The organism is Erythrobacter sp. (assembly GCF_024305245.1).
In the GTDB taxonomy this organism is placed as follows: domain Bacteria; phylum Pseudomonadota; class Alphaproteobacteria; order Sphingomonadales; family Sphingomonadaceae; genus Erythrobacter.
Window position 1 is genome coordinate 252,459 of the sequence record NZ_JAMWYX010000002.1, and the last position, 25,341, is coordinate 277,799.

At 63.2% G+C, this 25,341-nt stretch carries 14 protein-coding genes; 4 read left to right on the plus strand and 10 right to left on the minus strand.

The features are described 5' to 3' along the window. Positions 1-639: a LuxR family transcriptional regulator gene (locus Q0L48_RS04100; protein ID WP_296717562.1), complete on the plus strand. Its 639-nt coding sequence runs from the start codon at positions 1-3 to the stop codon at positions 637-639. Here Q0L48_RS04100 and Q0L48_RS04105 read toward each other — a convergent pair. From Q0L48_RS04105 to Q0L48_RS04140, 8 genes are all read right to left on the minus strand, one after another. Next, positions 609-3,980, minus strand: coding sequence for a PAS-domain containing protein (locus Q0L48_RS04105; RefSeq protein ID WP_296717565.1), 3,372 nt, complete (start codon positions 3,978-3,980; stop codon positions 609-611). The two genes, Q0L48_RS04100 and Q0L48_RS04105, sit on opposite strands and share 31 nt — an antisense overlap. A 151-nt stretch (positions 3,981-4,131) precedes the next feature. After that, positions 4,132-5,910, minus strand: coding sequence for a sodium:solute symporter family protein (locus tag Q0L48_RS04110; protein ID WP_296717568.1), 1,779 nt, complete (start codon positions 5,908-5,910; stop codon positions 4,132-4,134). Between the two features lie 13 nt (positions 5,911-5,923). Continuing rightward, positions 5,924-6,265: a DUF4212 domain-containing protein gene (locus Q0L48_RS04115; RefSeq protein ID WP_296717571.1), complete on the minus strand. Its 342-nt coding sequence runs from the start codon at positions 6,263-6,265 to the stop codon at positions 5,924-5,926. A gap of 129 nt (positions 6,266-6,394) precedes the next feature. Then, positions 6,395-6,829, minus strand: a complete 435-nt coding sequence (locus Q0L48_RS04120) for an META domain-containing protein (RefSeq protein ID WP_296717573.1) — start codon at positions 6,827-6,829, stop codon at positions 6,395-6,397. A 2-nt stretch (positions 6,830-6,831) separates the two neighbouring features. Continuing rightward, a complete protein-coding gene (locus tag Q0L48_RS04125) occupies positions 6,832-7,239 on the minus strand; it encodes a hypothetical protein (RefSeq protein ID WP_296717575.1) in 408 nt (135 codons plus the stop codon). A gap of 142 nt (positions 7,240-7,381) precedes the next feature. Beyond that, entirely contained in the window at positions 7,382-7,684 is a 303-nt protein-coding gene (locus Q0L48_RS04130; protein ID WP_296717578.1) for a hypothetical protein, read from the minus strand. Between the two features lie 154 nt (positions 7,685-7,838). Next, complete coding sequence (locus Q0L48_RS04135) at positions 7,839-10,700, minus strand: pitrilysin family protein (protein ID WP_296717583.1); 2,862 nt, start codon at positions 10,698-10,700, stop codon at positions 7,839-7,841. Between the two features lie 50 nt (positions 10,701-10,750). After that, entirely contained in the window at positions 10,751-12,961 is a 2,211-nt protein-coding gene (locus Q0L48_RS04140) for an acylase (RefSeq protein WP_296717585.1), read from the minus strand. A 222-nt stretch (positions 12,962-13,183) separates the two neighbouring features. Between Q0L48_RS04140 and clpB the strand changes: the two genes are divergently transcribed. The 3 genes from clpB (at position 13,184) to Q0L48_RS04155 (ending at position 21,693) form a co-directional block, all read left to right on the plus strand. Then, positions 13,184-15,760: an ATP-dependent chaperone ClpB gene (clpB, locus tag Q0L48_RS04145; RefSeq protein WP_296717587.1), complete on the plus strand. Its 2,577-nt coding sequence runs from the start codon at positions 13,184-13,186 to the stop codon at positions 15,758-15,760. A gap of 389 nt (positions 15,761-16,149) precedes the next feature. Then, entirely contained in the window at positions 16,150-19,539 is a 3,390-nt protein-coding gene (locus Q0L48_RS04150) for a TonB-dependent receptor (protein ID WP_296717590.1), read from the plus strand. Between the two features lie 150 nt (positions 19,540-19,689). After that, a complete protein-coding gene (locus tag Q0L48_RS04155; protein ID WP_296717593.1) occupies positions 19,690-21,693 on the plus strand; it encodes a prolyl oligopeptidase family serine peptidase in 2,004 nt (667 codons plus the stop codon). Between the two features lie 154 nt (positions 21,694-21,847). On the opposite strand, the gene Q0L48_RS04160 is transcribed toward Q0L48_RS04155, so the two are convergent. Both Q0L48_RS04160 and Q0L48_RS04165 read right to left on the minus strand, forming a co-directional pair. After that, positions 21,848-22,195 (minus strand): hypothetical protein, encoded by a 348-nt coding sequence (locus Q0L48_RS04160; protein ID WP_296717597.1) that lies wholly within the window; start codon positions 22,193-22,195, stop codon positions 21,848-21,850. Between the two features lie 107 nt (positions 22,196-22,302). Next, positions 22,303-25,272 carry a TonB-dependent receptor gene (locus tag Q0L48_RS04165; protein WP_296717599.1) on the minus strand — a complete coding sequence of 990 codons (2,970 nt, stop codon included), beginning with the start codon at positions 25,270-25,272 and terminating at the stop codon, positions 22,303-22,305. Positions 25,273-25,341 lie beyond the last annotated feature (69 nt).

Genomic DNA, 25,341 nt, shown 5'->3' on the forward strand with positions numbered 1-25,341 from the left:
ATGACCATGCGCGTCATCATCGCCGATGATCACCCGCTGTTCCGCAGCGCGCTCGCCCATGCGGTGGGCAAGGTGTGGCCCGATGCCGCGATCATCGAAGCCAGCTCTGCTGCCGAGGCTCGCGCAGCGCTGGCAGACGGCGCGGCAGAAGCGCTGCTGCTCGATCTGCACATGGCGGATTCGACCGGGCTGAGCGTGCTGATGGACTTGCGTCAGGATCATCCGGCGCTGCCCATCGTGATCGTTTCCGCCAGCGAGGAACCGCGCGTAGCGGCAGCGGCGGCGCAATTGGGCGCGGCGGGGTTCATTCCGAAATCGTCCAGCCTCGAAGCGATGCGCGAAGCGCTCTGCGCGGTGCGCGATGGCGATATCTGGTTTCCGGAAGGCGAGCCGCAGGCCGACGACGATCTGGCCCGCATCGCCAGCCTCACCCCTGCGCAGCGCCGCATTCTTGCGGCGATCCGGCAGGGGCTGCTGAACAAACAGATCGCCTATGAACTCAGCATCAGCGAAGCGACGGTAAAGGCGCATATCACCGCGATCTTGCGCAAGCTGGGGGTCAACAGCCGCACGCAGGCCGTGCTGCTTGCCGCCAAGCTCGACGTCGATCAGCCCGCGACAGATTCCGCGACTGCCTGACCGCTCGCCGCGCGGCCCTTTGCCAGACAGGTGGTTATCAACGCGCGCAAGGCCGCAGGCGACGACGGTTTGAGCAACCGATTGGCGCCCATCCGGGCCGCTGCCAGCTCGGTTTCGTCCGAAGCCTCGGCCGTCAGCAAGATCACCGGCGGGCGCGTCCCCCATGCCTCGCAGAGCGCGACATAGGCGGCATCGCCACGTTCTGCCCCGTCGAGCCGGTAGTCCATGATCGCAATATCCGGTGACTGCGCCATCGCCCTGGCCGCGTCCGCGCCGTTCGCCGCGCAGGTGACGGTCAGCCCCCACTTGCCCAGCAGAGCGGCCGTTGCCGCCAGCGCCGAAGGGTCATTGTCGACCACCAACACGGCGGCGGCGGGGAGCCGTCCCGGTGATCGCTGGGGTGCCGCCGCCCGAACCGGCAGCGCCTCTCGCCGCAACACCGGCATGGCAAAGGCAAAGCGGCTGCCGCGCCCGACCTGCGATGCTGTTTCGATGTCGATCCCCAGCAACCGCGCGGCCCGGCGGACGATCGCAAGCCCCAGACCCAGCCCTTCGCGGTCGGTCGAAACGCCTCGCTCGAATTCGCTGAAGATGCGCTCGATATCGCCGGGCGCAATGCCGCGCCCGCTATCGTGAATGCAGATCAGCGCGTCATCGCCCCGTCGCCGCACCCCGATCAGCACGCCGCCTGTGGCGGTATAGCGCACCGCATTGCTGACGAGATTGCGCAGCACGCTGGTGAGCAACGCGCGGTCGGCCATCACCCATGCCGTTGTCCGCACCTGCCGCAGACGCAACCCCTTGGCCTGCGCCTGCAATGCGAATTCGCGCGCCACATCCTCGAACACCTGATCCAGCGCGACCGGCTCGGCATTGGCGATCACCCCGCCGCTATCCAGTTTTGATATGTCGAGCAGCGCGCGGATCAGCCGGTCGGCCGAGGTGATCGAGCCATCCAGATCGGCCACCAGCCGTTCCAGCGCAGGCCGCCCCGCGACTTCCTCTCCCAAGGCCGAGGCGAACAGGCGCGCGGCGTTGAGCGGTTGGATCAGGTCATGGCTGGCGGCGGCCAGAAACCGGGTTTTCGACCGGGTCGCCTGCGCCAAAGCCTCGTTCGCGGCGCTCAATTGGCGGGTGCGTTCTGCGACCTTTTCCTCCAGCGCCTGTTCGGCCCGGCGGTCGGCGGTGATATCGGTATAGGACGTGGTGTAGCCGCCGCCGGGCGTGGGCGCGCCGACGATCCGCAGCACGCGGCCATCATGCTGTTCGCGCTCGATCCGGTGTTCGCGGCCGGCGCGCATGTGGTACAGCCGACGGGCGACCTGTTCGGCAATCTCGGCTTCGGGCAGGTGGCTGCGTTCCAGATTGAAGCGGATGAGATCGGCAATCGGCGTGCCCACGCTGACCAGCGCATCGGGCAGATCGAAAATCTGCTGATAGCGGCTGTTCCACGCCACCAGCCGCATATCGCCATCGACCAGCGCCACGCCCTGATCGATGCTTTCGATTGCGGTCTGGAGCAGATCGCCGCTGAACGACAATCGGCGGTGAGTCTCGTCGAACATCGCGACCACTTCGGGCAGCGGGATCGGGTCGCCGCCCGCCCATGATCCCACCAGCATCCGCGCCGACGAGGTGCCGATGACACCCGCAACAACGCGCTCGGCCAGTTCCAAGACCGTGGCGTCTGCCGGATCGCCGTTGCGCAGCGGCACGGCGGCGAGCGCCGCATCGGCGCGTTCCCGACCGACGAACTGCGTCAGCAGCGCGCGAACGTCGCCCACCCGCTTTGCAGTGGGGCGGCGCGGCAGGGCACCGGGCATCGGCGTGCCGACGAAGGCCGCCGCTTGCGCCTGATCGAGCAGTGAAGGCCGGGCGAGCGCGGAGCCGAACCAGTAGAGCAGGGCGTTGACCCCGAGGCTCAACACCACGCCCGACACCAGCGGATCGGGATGGATGCTCACCAGCGGCGCGGTGCCGCTCGCCGCTGGCCAGATCAGCAGCGCCAGCCACAATGCAAAGCCTGCGACCAACCCAGCCAGCATCCCTGCGCGGTTGCCATGCTGGCTGACCATCCCCAGCACCAGCCCGGGCGCGAATTGCGCCGCTGCCGCGAAAGCGAGGGTGCCAAGGCCCGCCAGATCGGTGATCCCGGCAAACCCGCGATAGAAGGCATAGGCGGCCAGCAGCAGGCCCGCGATCACCAAGCGCCTGATTAGCAGCAGCCGCGCCGCGATCTTGCCCCGGTCGCCGCGCCCCGCCAGCGCACGGCGCAGCAGCAGCGGGGCGATCAGGTCATTGGTGATCATGATCGACAGCGCCACGCTGGCCACCACGATCATCCCGGCAGAGGCCGAAAAGCCGCCGAGGAACACCAGCACCGCCAGCGCCGTGTTATCGGTCACCAGCGGCAGGGCGAGCACGATCGTATCGGGATCGGTGCCCGCCGGAAGCACGGCCAAACCCGCCAGCACCACCGGCACGATCACCAGCGCGGTCAACGCCAGATAGGCCGGGAACACCCATTGCATTGCCGGGGTGGCGCGGTCGCCGGGGGCTTCGATAAAGCTCATGTGGAACTGGCGCGGCAGGCATAGCGCGGCAGCGGCGGCGATCAGGGTGAGGGTCGCGAAACGCGCATCCAACTGGTCGGCGGCGAACAGGGCGGGGGCAGGGGAGCCAGCCGGCGCTTCCGCCCCGCTCAGCAGTAGCCACAGCGCCAGTCCGGCGACCGCCAGCAGCGCGGCCAGCTTGACCACCGCCTCCACCGCAATCGTCAGCACCAGACCGGTGTTGTCGCCCGCGCGGTCAGCCCGGCGTGATCCGAAAAGGATCGCGAACAGGCCCATCAGCGCGGCAACCAGCAGCACCAGCTCATCCGCCGCGACCTGCGTGCGCAAGGTGGGGTCGAGCGTCAGCAATGCGCTGCCGACCGATTCCAGCTGCAACGCCATGTAGGGTAACGTCCCAAGGGTGGCGATCACCGTCACCAGCGCCGCGATACTCGCGCTTTTGCCGTACCGCGCGGACAGGAAATCCGCGATCGAGGTCGAATGCTGCGCCTGCGCCTGTGCAAGGATCTTGCGCACCAGCCCGAACCCCAAGGTGAACACCAGAATCGGCCCGAGATAGATCGGCAGATAATCCCACCCCGCCGTCGCCGCCGTGCCGACCCCGCCGAAGAACGTCCAGCTGGTGCAGTACACCGCAAGGCTGAGGCCGTAGACGGTTCCCGCGTGGCGCTGCAGCGCAGGGCTTTGCGTCCGGTCGCGCCAGGCGGCCAGCCAGAACAATCCACCAAGGTACACAATCGCCGCTGCAAGCGCGGCTCCCAGCATCATGATCCGGCCCTCTCCCTCAGGCGAAAAGCTACTCCATCCGGGCGAATCTGCAAGCGCGCGCGAATGCGAAGGGGCGGCACCCGTCGCCGGATGCCGCCCCTTTTCCCGCTTGCGCCCCGAAGGAGCGGGGGTGGGAGAGCGAAGCCGGCGATCAGTGCACGTGGGCTTCGCCCGCACCGCGCGGCACGCGGATCGAATCCACCAGCTTGCGCACTTCCAGCGGCGGGCTTGCCGTCACCATCGACACCGCGATCGCGACCCCGAAGTTGATCAGCATCCCGATCACCCCGATCCCTTCGGGTGAAATCCCGAACAGCCAATTGGCGGCGATATTGGCTTCGGGCGCAGCGATCAGCTTGAAGTAGAAGATGTAGCCGAAGGTGAACACCAGTCCCGATATCATTCCGGCAATCGCGCCTTCCTTGTTCATGCGCTTGGAGAAGATGCCCATGAAGATCGCCGGGAACAGCGTCGCTGCCGCCAGCCCGAAGGCAAACGCCACCACCTGCGCCACCCAGCCCGGCGGGTAGATGCCGAGATAACCGGCGATGATGATCGCCGCCGTCGCCGCGATGCGTGCGGCCCGCAGTTCCCCTTTCTCCGAGATGTTCGGACGGAAGGTCTGCTTCAGCAGATCATGGCTGACCGATGCGGAGATCACCAGCAGCAGACCCGCCGCCGTGGATAGCGCCGCAGCCAGCCCGCCTGCGGCCACCAGCGCCACCACCCAGCCGGGCAGATTGCCGATTTCCGGGTTGGCCAGCACCATAATGTCCTGATCGACATAGACTTCGTTGGCATTGCCCTCGACCGGCGTGTTGCTGACGGCGCGTTCACCCGAAGCGCCAGCGGTTCCGGTGAATTCGGGCTTCCCGTCAAAGGCGTTGCCCATGCGGTATTGCATCTTCCCGTCGCCGTTCTTGTCCTTGAACGCGATCAGATCATTGCTTTCCCAGTTGGTGAACCAGCCGGGGGCTTCGCTGTAGGACTGTTCATTGACGTTATCGATGAAGTTCAGCCGGGCGAAGGCACCCACCGCCGGAGCCGTGGTGTAGAGCAGCGCGATGAACACCAGCGCCCAGCCCGCCGATTTGCGGGCATCCGATGCCTTGGGAACGGTGAAGAACCGCACGATCACATGCGGCAGGCCCGCTGTGCCGACCATGAGTGCCAGCGTGATGCAGAACACGTCGATCATGCTCTTCTGCCCATCGGTATAGGCCCCGAACCCGAGGTCGCCGAGCACCAGATTGAGCTTTTCGAGCACATATAGTCCCGACCCGTCATTGACCGTCGAACCCAGACCCAGCTGCGGGATCGGGTTGCCGGTGATCATGAAGCTGAGGAAGAATGCGGGCACCATATAGGCGAAGATCAGCACGCAGAACTGCGCCACCTGCGTATAGGTGATGCCCTTCATCCCGCCGAGCACCGAATAGACGAACACGATCCCCATGCCGATGATCACCCCGGTGGTGATGTCGACATCGAGGAAGCGTGAAAACACGATGCCAACGCCGCGCATCTGCCCGGCGATATAGGTGAAGCTGATGAAAATCAGGCAGATCACCGCCACCACGCGGGCGGCCTTGCTGTAGTACCGCGTGCCGATGAAGTCGGGCACGGTGAACTGGCCGAACTTGCGCAGGTAAGGCGCCAGCAACAGCGCCAGCAGCACATAGCCGCCCGTCCAGCCCATCAGGTAGACCGACGCATCATAGCCGACAAAGGCGATGATCCCGGCCATCGAGATAAAGCTGGCCGCGCTCATCCAGTCGGCGGCGGTGGCCATGCCGTTGACCACCGGGTTCACCCCGCCGCCCGCGACATAGAATTCCTTGGTCGATCCCGCGCGGCTCCAGATGGCGATGCCGATATAGACCGCGAAGCTTACCCCAACGAAGAGGTAGATCAGAGTTTGTGTGTCCATTGCCTGGCCCCCCTCAATCGTCGAGATCGTATTTGTGTTCGATCTGCTTCATCCGCACGACGTAGAAGAAGATCAGCGCGATGAAGATGTAGATCGAACCCTGTTGGGCGAACCAGAAGCCGAGCGGGTAACCGCCGAGCATGAACTGATCGAGCCATTCGCGGAACAGAATGCCCGCGCCGAACGAACAGGCGAACCAGATCGCCATCAGCACGCCAAGCAGGCGCAGGTTTTCATGCCAATAGGCGTCCTCGCGCAGATTGGTTTCGCCGTCGGCGGTGGTTTCATCGATGTCGGGCAGGGCGTCTGGCCCGTCATGCTCCGAAGCATGGCCCTGCGGCGTGTCGTGGCTCATGTGTCCTCCCCCTCTGATGGGCACGACCGGTGCGCGAGGGTGCGCCCGATCCTGCCTGCAAGGCTATGCCAGAGGGGGAGTCTGCGCGAGAGCGACTTTAGTCTAACGCGGAATCCGCGCGCCGCGTGCCTATTCGGCGGCAGTAAAGGTGAACCGCAGCGTGCCGGTTTCGATCACCAGCTCGCGCCGGTCCATCGTCAGGACATAGGTCTGGGCTTCGGACAGGGCGGTGGCCATCTGGTTGCCGAAGCTGGGTTCGGGGCACAATGCGCGGGTGCTGGCGATCGGGCCGATACTAATCGCGCCTGCCCCGTTGCGCGGCTTGCCCGCTGTCCATGACGCGCGCCCGCGATTGCAATCGAGCTGCAGCGCCAGCGCGCCCTCATCGCCGAAGGTCAGCATGTGCCGCGCCTGCAGCGCCGGGGTGAGCGTGGTGGTGCTGCCGGAAGTGTCGATTGCGGCAAGCTGCCATTCGCTCCCCGTCAGCGGGTGCGGGGACGAGGTGGTGGCGCAGGCGGCGAGCATCATCAGCGCGCCGCCTGCGATCAGGTTTCTGCCGGGCAAACCTATTCGTCCGGCGTGGGGGCTTCGCCCGTGGTCGGCGCGACCGGTGTGTCGCCCGTCTCAACCGAGACCATGACGATCCCTTCGACCGTGCTGACGATCTTGCCGTTCAGCGCTTCGGCAGAGGCGGTGTCGGGGCAGCCGACCAGAATCAGGCTGTCGTCGAGATAGTTCGACGTCGCGGCGGTTTCACCGAGGTTACGGCACGGATCGCCCGCATTGGGATAACCGTCACCGAAAGCGCCGACCGCATCAGGGAAGACGGCTTCGACCGGCGTTTCGACTGCTGCCGGGGCTCTGGCAGCCTCGTCGGCGGCCTCTTCGGCAGCGATATTGCTGTTGGCGGTGTTGCCGCTGCAGGCGGTCAGCGCCAGCGCGGCGGCTCCTGCGAGAATAGCGTGAAACTTCATTTTGCGTCCCTCCCTTGTTCAGACGTAAGATGAAGATAACCCGCCGGGCGGGCTGCTGGCAACTACCGCCGCGCACCCATGCAAAAAGGCCGCCGGAGCGCGAACTCCGGCGGCCTTTTGTTGCCCCCGTGGGGGAATGCGATCAGCCTTCGCGCTGGCCGGTCAGCGGCATCGCGCCGAACGCGCCGGCATTGACGCTGCCGGTCAGCTGGTCGCCTTCGACGGTCGCTTCGCAATCGAGCGTCATCGGCATCGGCACGGTCATGTTCATCTTCCAGGTCAGGGTGTTGCCGTCGATCTTGCCGTCGACCACATCCATCGAACCCAGGCTGCCGACCAGCGAACCGGTGAAGCTGTCGCCTTCGGCCGGAACGACGGTGAACGTGCCGTTCTGATCGCCCATCGGGCTTTTGACGACGGCCTTGTATGTACCTGCAACAGACATAGTCCAACTCCTTGATGTGAAACCGGACCATGATGCGACCCGGGCTTGGAAACGCGTGTGGCAGGACGCTCCCGACCACCCGAATGGTTGTGCCTACTTACACTTATGTCAGCGCGCTTCAACCGGGTTTTGGATCGAAGCGCGCTGGCTTGCCCTATTCCCCGGCATCCATTTGACGGATTTCGACCGGCAGACCGAGCGATTCCAGCTGCGGCGCAACCTTCTCCGCATCGCCGACCACGACCCACACGAAATCCTCGACATCGAGCGCCGCACGCGCGGCGGCATCGAGGGATGCGCGGGTCTGGGCCGAATAGCGATCCACCAGAGTTTCGTAGTAATTGTCGGGCCGACCATAAAGCGACAGGGTCTGCATCGCGCCCAGCACAGCAGGCGAGGTTTCGAAGCTGCCCGGCAGCGTCCCGATCTCGGATGCGACGTTGCGGGCCAGTTCTTCCTCGGTCACGCCGCTGGTGGTCAGGAATTCGGACGTCTCGCGGATCATCTCGGCAACCGAATCGCCGGTCCGGTCAGCCTGCACCCCGCCCGAAATTGCATAAACCACGGCGTTCTCCCGCGCCTGCGGCCCGCCGCGCACGCCGTAACTCCAGCCCTTGGTCTCACGCAGGTTCATGTTCAGCCGCGCGAGGAAGTTGCCGCCAAGCGAGTTGTTGGCGTTGGTGAAATCGACCCAGCTGTCGTCGCGCGCATCGAGATCGGTGACCTGCGCTGCAAGGATGAAGCTTTGCGGCGAATTGGGCCGGTTGATCAGCACGATCCGGTTGCCCGCGACTTCGGTCTGGCCGATCGAGGAGAAGTCCTTTTCCCCCTTCGGCGCGGCCGGTGCGGTCCAGTCTCCGAACGCGGCGTTCAACTGGTTCACAACCTCGTCCATCGGCCGGTCGGAGATCACGAAGACCTGACCATTGTCGGGACGGATCCAGCGATCCTTGAACGCGACAAGATCATCGCGCGAGATGCTTTGGACGCTTTCGATCGTGCTGACCCCGCCATAAGGCGTGTCGGTTCCGAACAGTTCGACCCCGATCGCGCGCGCGGCAAGACCCTGCGGCGAGCGCATCTGGGCGCGGATGCCGGTGACGGTCTGCGCCTTCACGCGGTCAAGATCGCTCTGGTTGAAGGCCGGTTCGCGGATCACCTGGCTGAACAATTCGAGCGACGGAGCAAGATTGGCCGAGAGCGCCGAGAGTGTGAAAGTCGAACGGTCATCGCCCCCGCCGGTGGAGATGTTCACACCCAGCCGTTCGCGGGTCTCGGCGATTTCCTGCGCGGTGAGCTGCGCCGTGCCTTCGTCGAACAGGCCGATGGTGAGGTCTTCCAGACCGCGCATACCGACCGGGTCGGCCGCGCTGCCGGCATTGAATGACATCGCGACATAAGTCGCCGGTACGGCGTCGCGCTGCGCGTAGGTCAGCTGCATCCCGTTGGCGAGCGTGGTGCGTTCAAGATCGGGGAAATCGAGCGCTGCGATGGTGGCGATCGGCGGCGCAGGGCGCTCCTGCGAGACGGTGATCTGTTCGGCGCTGCGATCGCGTTCCGATGCGTTCTCGTCCTCTGCCGTGACCGATCCGGCTTCCACATATTCGGCATCGCGCTCGCCCTGTTCGAGCACCAGCGTCATGGCCGGCTTTGTCATCCATTTCTTCATCGCCGCCTGCACCTGGGCGGGGGTCAACGTCGCCAGCTGTTCGAATTGCTCAGCGTAGAAATCGGGCGTGCCGGCAAGGACTTCGCCCTGCGCCAGCGTCACGGCCTTACCGCCGAACCCGCCGACCTGTTCCAGCCCGCGGATCGTCCCGGCAAGCTGGTTCGTGGCGGACCGGCGAACCTCATCCTCGGTCGGGCCGGTTTCGATATACCAGTCGATCAGCTGCTTGAGCCGCGCCTCCAGCGTCGCCAGCTCGACCCCGTCCTTCAATGTCGCGCTGACGTTGAGAATGCCGACCCGCTGGAAATCGTAGTTGCTGGCGCCAACGCCGACCGCGAGCTGTTCGTCGCGCACGAGGATTTCGTCGAGGCGGCTGGAAGCAAGCCCACCAAGGATGTCCGCGCCCACGCTCAATGCGGTCAGTTCCTCGCTGGTGATGCCCGGTGCGGGCCAGTAGATGCTCACTGAAGTCGCCGCGACCTGATCCTTCATCACCTTGCGCACGTCCTGCGTCAGCGTCGGGATCGCGGCGGCTGCCGGTTCATTGACCGGACCGCGCGCGATCGGGCCGAACCACTTTTCGACCAGCGGGCGCGCTTCGGCGGCGGAAATATCGCCCGCCAGCACCAGTGTCGCGTTGTTGGGGCCGTAATTGTCGCGGAACCAGTCGCGCACGTCCTCCATCGAGGCGGCGTCGAGGTCAGCCATCGAACCGATCGGCGAATGGCGATAGGGGTGGCCTTCGGGGAAAAGCGTTTCGAGGATCTCGTAGAACACGAGCCCGCCCGGCTGGTTATCGCCCTGACGCTTTTCATTCTGGACGACGCCGCGCTGGTTATCGAGCTTTTCCTGCGTCACTGCGCCCAGCAGATAGCCCATCCGGTCGCTTTCAAGCCACAGCGCGCGTTCGAGCGCGGGGCGGGGCACCGTCTGGAAATAATTGGTGCGGTCGAAATTGGTCGTGCCGTTGTAATCGGTCGCGCCCATTTCCTGAAGATACTGGAAGTAGTCCGCGGGCGCGTTTTCCGAACCGTTGAACATCAGGTGTTCGAACAGGTGGGCAAAGCCGGTCTTGCCTTGGGGTTCGTCCTTCGATCCGACATTGTACCACACCGCCACGCCGACGATCGGCGCCTTGCGGTCCTCATGAACGATCACGGTCAGGCCGTTGGCAAGCTCGAACTGTTCGTAGGGAATGGCGACCTGATCGACCAGCGATGGCAGATCGGCAGTGGCCTGCGGTGCGGCACTGGTCGCGGCGTGATTATCCGCCAGCGCGGGGGCAGCGGGAACGGCGAGCACGAATGCGAGTGCGGTAAGGCTGGCAGTAGCAAAGCGTCTGGTCATGGTGGTCTCTTCGGTTGCGCAAAGGGAAATTGCGGAAAGGGAGGGGGTGCTCAGCGGGCGTTTGTGACAGCGGTGCGGGCACTGGCATTGGCCAACACATCATCGCGCCAAAAGTGCACGGGTTTCAGCTTGTGTTCGACGAATAGTTGCATCTGGTCGTTGTAATGCGGACTTTCGGGCCGGGTGGTGGCGGACCCGAATGGCTGGATCGAGCGCGAAACGACCGGCGCGCCGGGCAGCCATTCGATCCACATGATGAAGCTGTCCCCGTGCTTGAGGCTCAATCGCCCGTCGTCGGCAACATCCCACGTGGTCGAGGCGCGCAAGGTGTCCGAACCACCGTCGAGCGGCAGGTCGAGATCGCCCTGCCGGAGCCGCAGCAGTTCGGCCATCGGCGGGTCGAGCCTTCCGAAATGCGTCGTCAGATGGTCAGCGGCGGCCTGCAGCTTTTCGGCGACATCGGGGAAGGGCTTGTTGCTGTAATCGGCCGACATGAAGTCGCGGATCATCAGCAGCGCAATCGCATCGGCCTTGCCCAGATTGTCGGCGGTGAAATCCCAGGTCAGCAGCAGATCGCGCGCTTTGGCGAGTTCGCCGTCGGCCTGCATCGCCTCCAATCTGTCGAACAGCCGCGCGACATAGCCTTCGCGTTCGTAGCCGGTGTCATACTTGATCGCCTCCAGCGTCGCGCGGTCGAGCAGGCTCGCCTCGCTCAGCAGCTTGTAGGCGCGCCATGACCGGTTGGTCTGCTTGCGCTCGATCCCCAGCACCGGCGAGAAATCGTCGGGGGACAGATCGCTGCCCGCGCCTGCAGCGGTGAAGGGCTCGTTGTTGGAATTGTAGATCCACCCGCTCGCCGGGTTCACCAGCTTGGGCAGTTCCGCGTAATCGACCGCGCCGTCCCAGATCAGGTCCGACCGGTCGCCCGGCAGGACGGAGCGCCAATTGGCCGCGACATCCTCCGGCCGGTCGGGAATGGCGGCGTTGTAGACATAGGCGATGGTGCCGGTCTTGTCGGCATAGATGAAGTTGGTCGAAGGGATCGCCAGCCGCGCGATCTGCGCTTCCCATTCTTCGAAAGTGGTCGCCTTGTTGATGCGGTAATAGGCGTCGAGTTGGCCGAGTTGGCCGATCCCGCCGTAACGCACCGCAAACGCGCCGGTGTCGTTGCGGATCACGGGGCCGTGGACAGAACGCAGCACCTCGCGCCGGATCGGCAGCACCACCGGACCGAGTTTGACCGGCAATGTCACCATCTCGCTCTCCAGATCGCGCCATTCGCCGTCGAGCCTGTAGCGCATCCCGCTGTCGTCGAGTTCCAGCTGGTAGATGTCGATCATGTCGGGGGTGTTGACCGTGTTGGTCCAGCCGAGATGTTCGTTATGGCCGAGGAAGGGGAAGGGCGATCCCGGGAAATTCGCGCCCGCGAAATGCCAGCCTTCACCGCTTTCGACGACCAGTTCATACCACGCCACGCCGCCGCGCAGGGGCTGGTGCGAATTGGAGATCAGCGTGGTCGGCCCGCCCGATTTTTCAGGGCTGACGGCAAAGGCGTTGGAGCCCATGTGTTCGGCATCCTCGCCCAGCGGCAGAACCAGTGCGCGCGCCTGATCGGGCTGGGCGGCGGCTTCCGCTGCAGGTTCGGCGCCGGACAACGGCGGGCGCGGGAAGCCGGGGATGTCGGGGCCGTGTTCGCGGCGCAGGTCGTCCCCTGCCACCAGCGGCCCGATCACCGAATCCAGTCCGAAGAAGAACGGCTGGCGCAGCGCAAACCCGGCGGCCACATCCATCCCGTTGACCGGGAACAGGTTGCCCAGCTTCAGTTCTTCCGGATGGTCTGCCGCATATTGGTTGAGGCCCGCGGCATAGGCTTCGAACAGCGCGCGGGTATCTGCGGGCAGCTTGGGATAATTCGCCTCCGCCGTGCCGCGCGCGTCGATCAGGTGGTAGACATAATCGACTTTCGCCCCGTCCTCGCCCGCAATCGCGCCATAACGCCCGCGGCTCATCGCGACGACATCCTGCAGGGTGAAGAAATCGTCCTCGGCATGGGCGATTGCGACACCATAGGCGGTGTCGGCATCGGTTGCCCCGTAGATATGCGGCACGCCGAATTCGTCGCGGATGATCTCGGCTGTGTAGACCCTGTCCGCAGGCGGATTGGCCGCGCTGGCGAAGAACGGCTCCCACGTGGCGAGCACGGTAAACGCCAGCACCACAACCGCCACCAGCGCGATAGCGCCGCCCTTGACCCACTTCATGCCGATTTCTCTCCCAAATCGCTTGACGGTTCCATCGCTTGGCGGCGGCACGAGGTCAAGGGAGTGGCGGTGGGTGTATTAGTTGCGCAACACCCCTTGCCTTGGCGGCAGGGCTTCCCAATTATCGGTGCGGGATCAGGGATAAATTTTACCGCCGGGCCTTGTGTTGCCAATTTGCAACACTACTTCGGGGCCAGACGTTCCAGTGAGGGGTTTGACCAGATGAATCTCGAAAAGTTCACCGACCGCGCCAAGGGCTTCCTGCAAAGCTCGCAGACCGTGGCGATCCGCATGAACCACCAGCGGATTACGCCGCTGCACCTGCTGAAGGCGCTGCTCGAAGATAGCGAGGGCATGGCCGCGGGGCTGATCCAGCGTGCGGGCGGCACGCCGGCGCTGGCGGTTGCGGCGGTCGATGCGGGCCTCGCCAAGGTTCCGGCTGTCACCGGCAGCGGCGCGCAGGCGACCCCCGGTCTCGATAATGATGCGGTGCGGGTGCTCGACCAGGCCGAACAGATCGCCGACAAGGCGGGCGATTCCTACGTCACCGTCGAACGCCTGCTTGTCGCGCTCGCGCTGTCGCAGGGCGCGGCGGGTGAAGCGCTGAAATCGGCCAGCATTACGCCGCAATCGCTCAATGCCGCGATCGAACAGCTGCGCGGCGGCAAGCGTGCCGATAGCGCCAGCGCCGAAAACACCTATGACGCGATGGAGAAATTCGCCCGCGATCTCACCCAGGCCGCGCGCGACGGAAAGCTTGATCCGGTGATCGGCCGGGACGAGGAAATCCGCCGCACGATCCAGATCCTCGCCCGTCGCACCAAGAACAACCCGGCCCTGATCGGCGAGCCCGGCACCGGCAAGACCGCGATTGCTGAAGGCCTCGCGCTGCGGATCGCCAATGGCGACGTGCCCGACAGCCTCAAGGGTCGCACGCTGATGAGCCTCGACATGGGCTCGCTGATCGCGGGCGCGAAGTATCGCGGCGAATTCGAGGAACGGCTGAAAAGCGTGCTCGACGAAGTGAAGAACGCCGATGGCCAGATCATCCTGTTCATCGACGAGATGCACACCCTGATCGGTGCGGGCGCCAGCGAAGGTTCGATGGATGCCTCCAACCTCCTGAAGCCCGCCCTGTCACGCGGCGAGTTGCACTGCATCGGCGCGACCACGCTCGACGAATACCAGAAGTACGTCGAAAAAGACCCCGCGCTCCAGCGGCGGTTCCAGCCGGTCTTTATCGACGAGCCGACGGTCGAGGACACGATCAGCATCCTGCGCGGGATCAAGGACAAGTACGAGCTGCACCACGGCGTGCGCATCACCGACGGCGCGATTGTCGCCGCGGCGAAGCTCAGCGACCGCTACATCTCGAACCGCTTCCTGCCCGACAAGGCGATCGACCTGATGGACGAGGCCGCTAGCCGCATCCGCATGGAGGTGGAGAGCAAGCCCGAAGAGATCGAGGCGCTCGACCGCCGGATTATCCAGCTGAAGATCGAGGAGAGCGCGCTCGGCAAGGAAACCGATCAGGCGTCGAAGGATCGCCTTGTCGCCCTGCGCGAGGAGCTGGCGAACCTCGAACAGCAATCCTCCGAACTCACCACCCGCTGGCAGAACGAGCGCGACAAGATCGAGGCCGAAGGCAAGATCAAGGAGCAGCTCGATGCCGCGCGGCTGGAGCTCGAACAGGCGCAGCGCAGCGGCGATCTCGCCAAGGCGGGCGAGCTGTCCTACGGGCGCATTCCCGAACTCGAACAGAAGCTGGTCGATGCGCAGGCGCTATCGGAAAATGCCCTTTTGCGCGAGGAAGTGACCGAAGAGGACATCGCCGGCGTGGTCAGCCGCTGGACGGGTGTGCCGGTCGACAAGATGATGGAAGGCGAGCGCGAAAAGCTGCTCGACATGGAGAACATCATCGGCAAGCGGGTGATCGGCCAAACGCAGGCGATCACGGCGGTATCCAAGGCCGTCCGCCGCGCGCGGGCGGGATTGCAGGATCCGAACCGTCCGCTCGGCAGTTTCCTGTTCCTCGGCCCGACCGGCGTCGGCAAGACCGAACTGACCAAGGCGCTCGCCGGGTTCCTGTTCGACGATGACAGCGCGATGGTGCGGATCGACATGAGCGAATTCATGGAGAAACACGCGGTCGCCCGCCTGATCGGCGCGCCTCCGGGCTATGTCGGCTATGAAGAAGGCGGAGTGCTGACCGAGGCGGTGCGCCGCCGCCCCTATCAGGTGGTGCTGTTCGACGAGGTCGAGAAGGCTCACAGCGACGTCTTCAACGTGCTGCTGCAGGTGCTCGACGATGGCCGCCTGACCGATGGGCAGGGGCGGGTGGTCGATTTCAGCAATACGCTGATCATTCTCACCTCGAACCTCGGCAGCCAGTATCTCGCCAACCTCCCCGACGGCGCCGAACCGGCGACGGTCGAGAAGGACGTGATGGACGTGGTGCGCGGGCATTTCCGGCCCGAATTCCTGAACCGTCTGGACGAGATTATCCTGTTCCACCGGCTGGCGCAGGAACATATGGCTCCGATCGTCGCGATTCAGGTGAAGCGCGTTCAGAAACTGCTCGCCGATCGCAAGATCACCATCGACCTGACCGACGCCGCGCTGCGTTGGCTCGGGCGGGTGGGTTACGATCCAGTCTATGGCGCACGGCCACTCAAACGAGCGGTGCAGCGCTACCTGCAGGATCCGCTCGCCGAGATGCTGCTGGAGGGCAAGCTACCGGACGGCAGCACGCTGGTGATCGACGAAGGCGACGGGCAACTGAGCATGACGATTCGCTAAGCCGCTGACCACGCAATCGCGCTCGTCACCGGAATTTGTGGTCGTGCGCGGCTCTGAAACAATATGAGTCCGCCGGGTTCATTCCGGCAAGGCTGGCGTTTTGTTACGCGCAACTGCGCCTTTCTTTTCGTATCTGCAAAGCTACGAAGTAACAAAATTGCGTCGGACCCGGCGGATCGCGGCTTAATGTGGGATTAACGCAACACCACCCGGAAAAGTGCGGGCGGCCCACACGGCGCTTTGACATCAAACCTTCGCTATTGCACAAATCTGTCACTGCGGGGACTGACAGAGCAACCAACTAGCTACGCGCCATCCACATGGGGCAATTATGTGGTGTGGCGGCGTTGTTGCTTTTTCATTCTCCGGTTTGGGCAACTGGAGCGATCATGAAGAAATTTCAGAGCAATTCGATCAAGGCGTTGGCCTTTTCCGCTTCCGCAATCGCGTTTGTGATTGCCGGTCCTGTGTGGGCGCAGGACGCCGACCAGCCGGTTGAAGAGGAAGAGGAAGAGCAGGTCGATGTGACCACAGCCGGTGAGCCTGCGGAAACGGCGCCCGCTGGCAACATCACCGTTACCGGTTCGCGCATCGTGCGCGACACCTACAGCTCGATCTCGCCGCTTCAGGTGCTTTCGACCGAAGCAAGCCAGGCTGTCGGCGCATTCGACCCGACCCAGATCCTCCAGCGTAGCGAGGCAGCCGCCGGTCTCCAGATCGATGCGACCTTCAACGGCTTCGTGCTCGACAACGGCCCTGGTTCGGAAACGATCAACCTTCGCGGTCTGGATGCCAGCCGCACGCTGCTGCTGGTCAATGGCCGCCGCCTTGCACCGGCAGGCGTTGAAGGCGCGCCGACCAGTCCTTCGACCAACCTGATCCCCGCATCGCTGGTCGACCGCTTCGACCTGCTGCTTGACGGCGCATCGTCGATCTACGGTTCGGACGCTGTCGCAGGCGTGATCAACATCGTGCTGCGCAAGGACTTCGACGGTCTCGAGCTGTTCGCTGCGGGCGACCTCAATGAGCAGGGGGCCGGTAACGATTACACCCTCAGCGGCGCATGGGGCTTCAACACCGATCGTGCCGTGTTCGGGATCGGTGCCGAATACCGCGTTCGTGACGAAATCCGCCTGAAGGATCGCGATTTCTTCAACGGCTGCGACACGCACTACGAAATCGATGAGGCCGGCAACATCCGCACGCTTGACGTTCGGTCTGCCGCCATCGTCGAAAACCGTACTCCGGGCGTCAGCACCTCGCGCGACGAGTGCAAGATCACCAGCCAGGTCGGTCGGTTCGTTTCGCAGTTCCAGACCTATGGCAACCTGTGGAGCATCCCCGGTAACGGCAACTCGGGCATTCCGGGCTATGACGTGTTCTTCACCGGTGGCCGCGATATCGACGCCGATGGCGACGGTCTGCGCGATGTCGACTTCCAGGAAGTGAACCGTAACGGCACCAACCTCGAGCAGATCTTCCTGAGCCGTCAGGAACTCTACAACGTTATGGCATACGGGGAATACACCTTCCCCGGTGCGGCCAACATCACGCCCTTCTTCGAAGCGAACTACACCCGCGCGGATATCGGTGCCGACAACACCGGGGCGCCGCAGCTGTTCCCCTATGTGCCCGCCAGCAACGCGTTCAACCCCTGCAACATCGCCAATAATGATTGTGCGGCGGCCGAAGTTACGCTGCTGGGCCGTCCGGGCGGCAATTCCGGGTTCAGCCTGCCGGTTATTCCGGTCCTTGCGATCGACGGTGACCGCAACAATTTCGATATCACGCAGGAGCAATATCGCGGCGTGCTCGGTGTGCGCGGCGACTTGCCGTTCATCGGTTCGACCTGGACCTTCGAGCTTGCCGGTGTCTATTCGCGCTCGGTAGGCAATTCGGTGACTCGCGGTATCCGCGAAGATAAGCTTGCCTTCGCTTTGGGGATCGACCCGACCGCTGATTTCAGCAGTGACGGGATCATCGACAACAACGGCGATGGCATTGCTGACGACTACAACCAGAACCTCGCTTTCATGCCGCTGACCGGCGGACCTTGCAACGCTGCTGGCCTGCGTAATCCAGGCGCTGCATTGTCCGACCTCACGCAGGGCTGCGTCCCCGTGAACCTGTTCGCGCCGGGTGCGCTGGGCCAGGTGATCGGCAATTTCGACACCGCGGCAGAGCGTGACTACCTGTTCGGTGAACGCAGGTTCAAGACGATCTACGAACAGACCCTGATTTCGGGCTTTGTCACCGGCGATCTGTTCGAACTGCCGGCCGGTCCGGTCGGGGTGGTGCTCGGTGCCGAATGGCGCGAGGACGCAATCGACTCGCGGCCCAATGATGAAGCTGGCAATGGCTTGTTCTTCGGCTTCAGCGCCGACCAGGGTGCAACGGGCAGCAAGTGGATCCGTGAAATCTTCGGTGAAGTCGATATTCCGCTTCAGGCCGGCAAGCCGCTGGTCGAAGAGCTGACCGTCAACATCTCGGGTCGTCTGACCGACGAGGAATTCTACGGCACCAATGGTACCTTCGCGCTTAAGGGCGGCTGGCGTCCGATTCCCTCGCTGCTGTTCAAGGTCAGCTACGGCACCTCGTTCCGTGCGCCGAACCTGCGCGAGAACTTCCTCGCCGGTCAGTCGGGCTTCAACACCTTCTCCGATCCCTGCGCGGTTCCGGACGATGCCTACAACACCGAAACCGGTGAATACGTTCAGTCGGGTGACTCCCGTGATCCGGTAATCCTCGAAAATTGCCGCCGCGAAGGTCGCGATCCGACCCGCGTCGGTCTCGATCCGAACAATGCCGAACTGTCGCCGAACCAGCTGACCGGGATCGAGATCACGACCGGTGGTTCGCTCGACGTCGAGGCGGAAACCTCGCGCTCGATCACGACCGGTTTCGCCTTCGAGGAATCCTTCGCGGGTGACTGGGATGTTGCGCTGAACTTCAACTACTACGACATCAAGCTGAAGGGTTCGATCGTCGAGCCTTCGACCGGCTTCATCCTCAATGACTGCTTTGCGCGGCAGGAAGCCAATCGCAGCCCCTTCTGTGATCGCATCACGGCAGGTCCGCTCGACTCTTCGACCCGCGGTCTGGTGACCGATGTTGCCAGCGGCTTCATCAACCTCAACCAGGAAAGCGTGCGCGGGATCGATCTCAACGCCCGCTTCGGCAAGGATGTCACGCTCTTCGATGAGAACGTGAGCCTGAACCTGATCCTGCGGGGCAACCACCTGATCGAGCGTTCGAGCCTGTTCATCGGCGATGATGGCACACCGACCTTCGACGAGGACGCCGGCGAATTCGGTTTCCCGTCGTGGACCGGCACCGCCACCTTCTTCGCCGATGTCAGCGATTTCCGGTTCACCTGGGAAACCCGCTGGATCGGCCGTGTGGAGCAGGAAGAAGAGGACATCGATCCGTTGTCCGATGCTTTCGGTTATGATCCGGACGGAAACTTCACCGGGTTCTTCGCCGACACCTGCCTCGGCGCCGGTTCGCGCGATGCCGATGGAACAATCAACGGCAACGTTGCCGGGGACGGGGTGTATTGCCGCGATGTCGGTTTTGCCGAAGATTACTTCGAGCACACTGCATCGGTCCGCTACCGGAAGAACGATCTGACGCTGATCGCCGGTATCACCAACCTGTTCGATCGCGCTCCGGCGCAAATCGACACCAACGAGGTGTTCGGCGTCAACAACGTGCCGATCGGCAACGGCTATGATCTCGATGGCCGCGAGTTCTTCGCTTCGGTGCGTTACGCATTCTGATCGAGGGATGATCTGACACGTCAAGAAAAAGCGGCCTCTCGCGCTTGTCGGGGGGCCGCTTTTTTGTTCTTATAGGCGCTGTGCTGTCGCTGGCCGAATGGCTGGTTCACCGCTTTCTCTGTTCGAAATCAATCTTGGAAGATCGCTCTCATGAAATACATCAAAGCACCACTGATGGCTGCGGTGGCCGGGGCCTTCGTCATGGGTCTTGGCCTTGCCGCGCCCGTCGATACGCAGGCGCAATCCGGCAGCACCGTGCCGATCGAGGTATGGGCGCTGCGCGATGTCGTTAATCAGGTTCAGATCTCGCCGGATGGCAAGCATCTGCTGGTTCACATCAGCCCGAGCCGTGAGGGCGATTACCTGCTGCAGATCTTCAAGACCGACGACCTCACCACGCCTTACAAGACGCTCGCGGCGGATCCGATGGAGATCATCAACGCTCGCTGGGTGAGCGATACCCAAATTTTCGGGAACGCCTGGCAGCAAGTGCGCAAGTCGGTGAAGAGGCAGGAAGAAAACACGCGCAACTTCGCGTCCTATTTCTACGATCTGGAAACCAACAAGTTCGACCAGATCAGGGGCAGCTTCCAGATCGCCAACCTGCTGCCTGACGAGCCCAACAAGATCCTGATCGCATCAGGCAACTCTGTAACCGGTGGCCCGGGGGGCGATCCTCTGGCGGCGTTTCGTCCGCGCGATTTCTACAAGCTCGATCTCATCACCGGGGCGCAGGAATTGGTGCTGCGGGGGAGCAGCAAATACGGCGCTGTCACTTTCGACAACAAGGGCAACCCTCGCTTCGCCATCGGGCGGGACAGCGACAACACGATCAAGACCTATTACCGCAAGCCTGGCGACGGATCGTGGACCCAGTTCGGCGATGTTCTTGACCAGAACCTCATGGAAAACCTTTACCGCTTTATCGCCAACTTTCAGGGTCTTGCGGGTTTCGATGCGGAGAATCCGAACATCGGCTACATCATCGACGCCCGCAATGGCGAAGACAAGGCCGCGCTGTGGGAGTTCAATTTTGAAACCGGCCAGTTCGGCAAGAAACTGTTTCAGGCCGAAGATGCCGACGTAATGGGCATCGGGCTTCACTCGATCCCCGGTAACAACAAGCTCGCCTATGCGTCCTATCCGGGCGCGAAGATGGAGCGTCACTGGTTCGACGAAGAGGAAAAGGCGCTCTACGAGGCGCTCGAACAGCAGATACCCTATGCGCATCAGCTGAACATCTCCAGCCGTTCACGCGATGGCAAATCGATGGTGGTGTACAATTCGGGGCCGCGCGATCCGGGTTCGTTCTGGCTGGTCAAGGACGGCAAGCTGGCAAAGCTCGGCAGCCGGAATCCGTTGGTGACGCCGGAGCAGCTCTCCGATGTCAAATACATCCGCTATCCCGCCCGTGACGGGCTGACGATCCCGGGTTACGTCACAGTACCGAAGGGCACCCCGCCATTCCCGCTGATCGTGCTGCCTCACGGCGGCCCGGCGGTCCCCGAAGTCGTGGATTACGACGAATGGGGGCAGTTGCTCGCCAGTGCCGGCTATATGGTGCTGCAGCCGGGTTACCGCATGACTGTGGGTTGGGGGAAGAAGCACTTCGACCTCGGCCACAATGAACACGGCTACGCAATGCAGGACGACAAGGACGACGGGGCGCTCTATCTCGTCGAGCAAGGCCTCGTCGATCCTGACCGGATTGCCATGTTCGGTTGGTCATATGGCGGATACGCGGCGTTGGTTGCGGCCGCTCGCGAGCCGAACATCTATCAGTGCGCGATCGCCGGTGCGGCGGTTTCCCGCCCCGAGGTGTGGTATCGCGACGTCGTGGGTCCCGGCACGCCCAAGGCGATCGACGAATGGTTCAAGGGCCGCGGCGTGACCGTCGGCGTCAACCCCTATGCCGAGGTCGACAAGGTCAACATCCCGCTGCTGATGGTGCATCCGGAAGACGACAGCCGCGTGCTCTATTACCACTACACCGACTACAAGAAGAAGTTCGAGGAGCTCGGCAAGACCGGCGAGTTCGTCACGCTGAAGGATGCCGACCACTTCTATGTGACGCTGATGTATAACCATCAGCAGCAATTCTACACGAAGATGCTCGATTATCTCGCGAATGATTGCGGGCCTGGCGGGCTGTAACGGCCAAGCCACACGGCACACGCAAAAGGGGCTCGGCCAGAGATGGCCGAGCCCCTTTTGTTTTGCCTGGCGATGGCGGCAGGGTGAACCCTGATCTACGGCGACCTGCAGAAGCGGTTACGCCGCCGCTGGTCCGGCCCCGTGGCAGACGGCGTTATTGGCCGTTCATGCCGACTTGCTGGCTCTCAACGATGTCGCGCGCACCGCGGTTGCCGACGCGGGCGACTTCTTCCCACTCGCGATTAGTCTTGCAGGTCTTCGTGCGCTTGGCGAGCGAGCCGATGACGCGTTCGCTGCGGCAGCGTACATAATCGGGGTGGCTCTTGTCGGTGATGGGGACCGACGCGTCCGCGACCTTTGTTGCGGGGGCGGATTCGGCTTCGGCCGATGCGCTGGCTTGTGTGGCCTGACTGTCGGACTGCGGCGCAGCCGCTGCGTCCGTGGCCGAAGGCGCGGCCTGAAGCAGCAGCGCAGGGATTGCCATAGCAAGAGTGATGATCATGATTGGTCTCCTTCGCAGGAATGCAAATTGTATCTTACAGACCTGAGCAGATAAAAAAAGGGCGGGTCTTGCGACCCGCCCCCTTTCTCGTTGGATCAGACGTCCGCTTAGAAGCGGAAGCTGACCGCAGCTGCGTAACGACGACCCAGCGCGTCGTAGGTCGACGGGAAGATGTTGCCGCTGTTGAAGGCGGTGCTGCCGATGGTCGAACCGACGACAGTCGGCTGGTTGTCCAGCAGGTTCTGCACCGTCAGCGTCAGTGTCAGGTTGTCCATCGCGTAGAACTGCGCAGTCAGGTCGAAGTAGCTCTCCGACGGGATCTGCGTGAAGTCCACGTCACCGAACAGGTCGGTGTCGCCGATGAAGGCCGGGCCCTGATCTTCGATGTCCAGCGGCTCCTGCTCGGTGCCGCTGAGGTAACGCCAGCGCAGCGACAGCAGCGCATCTTCAGCGAAGCTGAGCGATGTGCGGGTGTCGAACACGTATTCCGGCTGGATCGAACCACAGTTGACCGAGTAGAACCCAACGCAATCGCGGAACGGCGAGTCATCCGAACCTGCAATCGCCTGGAACCGGTTCTGGTTGGTCCAGGTGCCGTTAACCGAAACGTCGAAGCCGATCGTGTCGGTCAGTTCGGTGCCCCAGTTCACGGACACATCAATACCATCGGTCTTGATGCGGCCAAGGTTGGTCAGGTTGAGCAGCAGGCCGCGCACTTCGTCCGGCGAGCCGTCAAGACCACCGGTCGTCGGGCTACGCGAGATCAGCTGGCAGAACGAGTTGGTGTTGAAGTCCAGCGTTCCGCCATAGCAACCGCCGATCACGTCACCGATGCCCGGAGTACCGATGGCACCGTCGAGCTTGATGTTGAAGTAATCGACCGAGACCGACAGACCCGGAACCGCCGCAGGGGTGGTGACGAAGCCGACCGTCCAGGTGTTGGCGATTTCGAAATCAAGGTTCTGGTTACCGCCCGTGGTGACGTTGATCTGGCCAGCAGCAGGCTGCAGGATGTTCCCGATCGACGAGGCAGGAGCGCCCTGAGCCTGACAAACCGCAGCAAGCTGCGCATTGCCAACCGGAGCCGCGCCTGCGCACGGATCATTCGCCAGGTTGTCCAATCCGGTCGTTTCCGGGAAGAACAGTTCGCTGATGTTCGGCGAGCGCGCAGCACGCGAGTAGTTGCCGCGGATACGCAGACCATCAACCGGTTCCCAGGAACCGCCAGCCTTCCAGGTGAACTCCGAACCGACGATGTTCACGTCGGAATAGCGGCCACCCAGTTCAAGCGTCAGGCTTTCGAAGAAGTTTACCCCTTCGAGGATCGGAATGACGAGTTCGCCGTAGACGTCGATATTTTCATAGGAACCATCGAAGTTCGGGCTGGCACCGCCGCCGCCGACAACCGCACCCGGTGTCTGCGAGGCTTCGTCCGAAACCGTCGATGCTTCATACGTGCGGTAATCAGCACCGATCGCGAAGGCGACCGGGCTTGCGGAGATTGCGAAGGGCAGATCGCCGGAAATCAGGCCGCTGACAGTACCAATCGACGAAATGTCGATGACCTGCTGGGTCAGATCGAACGCAAACGCGATCGCTTCGGGCGAACCGAGGTTGCCTTCAAGGCCGAACGGGTTGAGCGGCGCACAACCGCGCGAGGTGTCGACGCACTGAACGCCGCCAGCGCCATCAGGAACGGCCAACAACGATTGCTGCAGACGATCGAGGCGGGCGAAGCCGCCCTGACGCTGGATACGCTCGGATTCGCCGTAGGTTGCCGAAATATCCCACGAGATATCGTCGGTGATCCCGCCGCGTGCACCAACGACCATGTTGAACAGGGTGGTGGTGAAGTCGGAGAAACGCACGCCGGCCTCGACCGAGCGACGACGGACCTGCGTACCGAACTGGACATAATCCGGGTTCGGCGAACCGTCAGCCAAAGTCGGGCCGAACTGGGTGTTGCGCGCGGCAGCGAACTGCGCCGCCGTCAGACCCAGACGATCGCCGAAACGCTGGGCGATGGCATCGGGGATGAACGGGTTGTTGAGGTTCACCTGGTAGGTGTTGAAGAACGTCCCGCCCGGAGCGATGATGGTCGAAACGGTCTGCTTCGAAAATACGCCCTGCGCATAGACTTCAAGCGCGTCCGAGATCTCATAGTCCGCCGAACCGTACATGTTGTAACGTTCGAACGGGGTCTGGAAGATATTGAACGGGTTGAAGTTGAACGGACGATCGAAGGCGCCGATGTCGGTCCCTGCCGCGTTGATCTGACCGGAAACGGCCGGTCCGGGGCCTGCCGGGCCAATGATAACGGCCGGAACCGCTGCCGACGAACCGCCGGCTGCGCCGCTGAACGAATCGACGTTGAATTCCGAGAACGAACGATCGCCCTGCAGCACTTCGTCGGTCGACTGGTAGCCGAGGCTGAACACGGCGTTACCGCGGCCATCGGCGAAGTTGGCGCCCAAGGTCAGGTCGACACGGTGGGTCAGGCCATCGCCACGCTCGGTGATCTGCGAGCTGGCATCCAGCTGCACGCCTTCGAAATTCTTCTTGGTGATGAAGTTCACCACGCCCGAAACCGCGTCCGCACCATAGGTGGTGGTCGCGCCGCCGGTCAGAATTTCAGTCCGCTCGATCACGGCGAGCGGGATGTTGTTGAGGTCGACGCGGCCGGTCTGGTCAGCCGGGACGAAGCGACGGCCGTCGAGTAGCACGAGGTTACGCTGCGAGCCGATGCCGCGCAGGTTGACGAAGGATGCACCGCCGTTGCCGTTGTTCACAGCCGAACCGATGCTCGGAACAGCCGAAGGCAGTTCGCGCAGGAACTGTTCCGCGGTGTTGGTCTGACGCAGCTTCAGTTCGGTGTCGCTGACGACCGAAACCGGGCTGGAAAGCACGAGGTTGGGGTTGGTGATGCGCGAACCGGTAACGACGATCGCGGTCGGAGCTTCCTCGGTCGCGGTCTCGGTGGTTTCCTCGGCATCTTGCGCAAGGACAGGCGAAGCCGTCAGGGCAAGGCCAAGTGCGACCGTGCCGACACTCAGCCTGAGATTGGTCGAGATCTTCATAGTAATAACGTTCCCTCTATTTAGGGGCGCCTTGTCAGGTAGACCCCAAATTGCCTGACCGCCGGACCG

Coding starts and splice junctions, on each gene's coding strand:
- Q0L48_RS04105 (WP_296717565.1), bottom strand. CDS start 3,980: ATGATGCTGGGAGCCGCGCTTGCAGCGGCGATTGTGTACCTTGGTGGA.
- Q0L48_RS04155 (WP_296717593.1), top strand. CDS start 19,690: ATGAAATACATCAAAGCACCACTGATGGCTGCGGTGGCCGGGGCCTTC.
- Q0L48_RS04100 (WP_296717562.1), top strand. CDS start 1: ATGACCATGCGCGTCATCATCGCCGATGATCACCCGCTGTTCCGCAGC.
- Q0L48_RS04110 (WP_296717568.1), bottom strand. CDS start 5,910: ATGGACACACAAACTCTGATCTACCTCTTCGTTGGGGTAAGCTTCGCG.
- Q0L48_RS04160 (WP_296717597.1), bottom strand. CDS start 22,195: ATGATCATCACTCTTGCTATGGCAATCCCTGCGCTGCTGCTTCAGGCC.
- clpB (WP_296717587.1), top strand. CDS start 13,184: ATGAATCTCGAAAAGTTCACCGACCGCGCCAAGGGCTTCCTGCAAAGC.
- Q0L48_RS04115 (WP_296717571.1), bottom strand. CDS start 6,265: ATGAGCCACGACACGCCGCAGGGCCATGCTTCGGAGCATGACGGGCCA.
- Q0L48_RS04135 (WP_296717583.1), bottom strand. CDS start 10,700: ATGACCAGACGCTTTGCTACTGCCAGCCTTACCGCACTCGCATTCGTG.
- Q0L48_RS04150 (WP_296717590.1), top strand. CDS start 16,150: ATGAAGAAATTTCAGAGCAATTCGATCAAGGCGTTGGCCTTTTCCGCT.
- Q0L48_RS04130 (WP_296717578.1), bottom strand. CDS start 7,684: ATGTCTGTTGCAGGTACATACAAGGCCGTCGTCAAAAGCCCGATGGGC.
- Q0L48_RS04140 (WP_296717585.1), bottom strand. CDS start 12,961: ATGAAGTGGGTCAAGGGCGGCGCTATCGCGCTGGTGGCGGTTGTGGTG.
- Q0L48_RS04125 (WP_296717575.1), bottom strand. CDS start 7,239: ATGAAGTTTCACGCTATTCTCGCAGGAGCCGCCGCGCTGGCGCTGACC.
- Q0L48_RS04165 (WP_296717599.1), bottom strand. CDS start 25,272: ATGAAGATCTCGACCAATCTCAGGCTGAGTGTCGGCACGGTCGCACTT.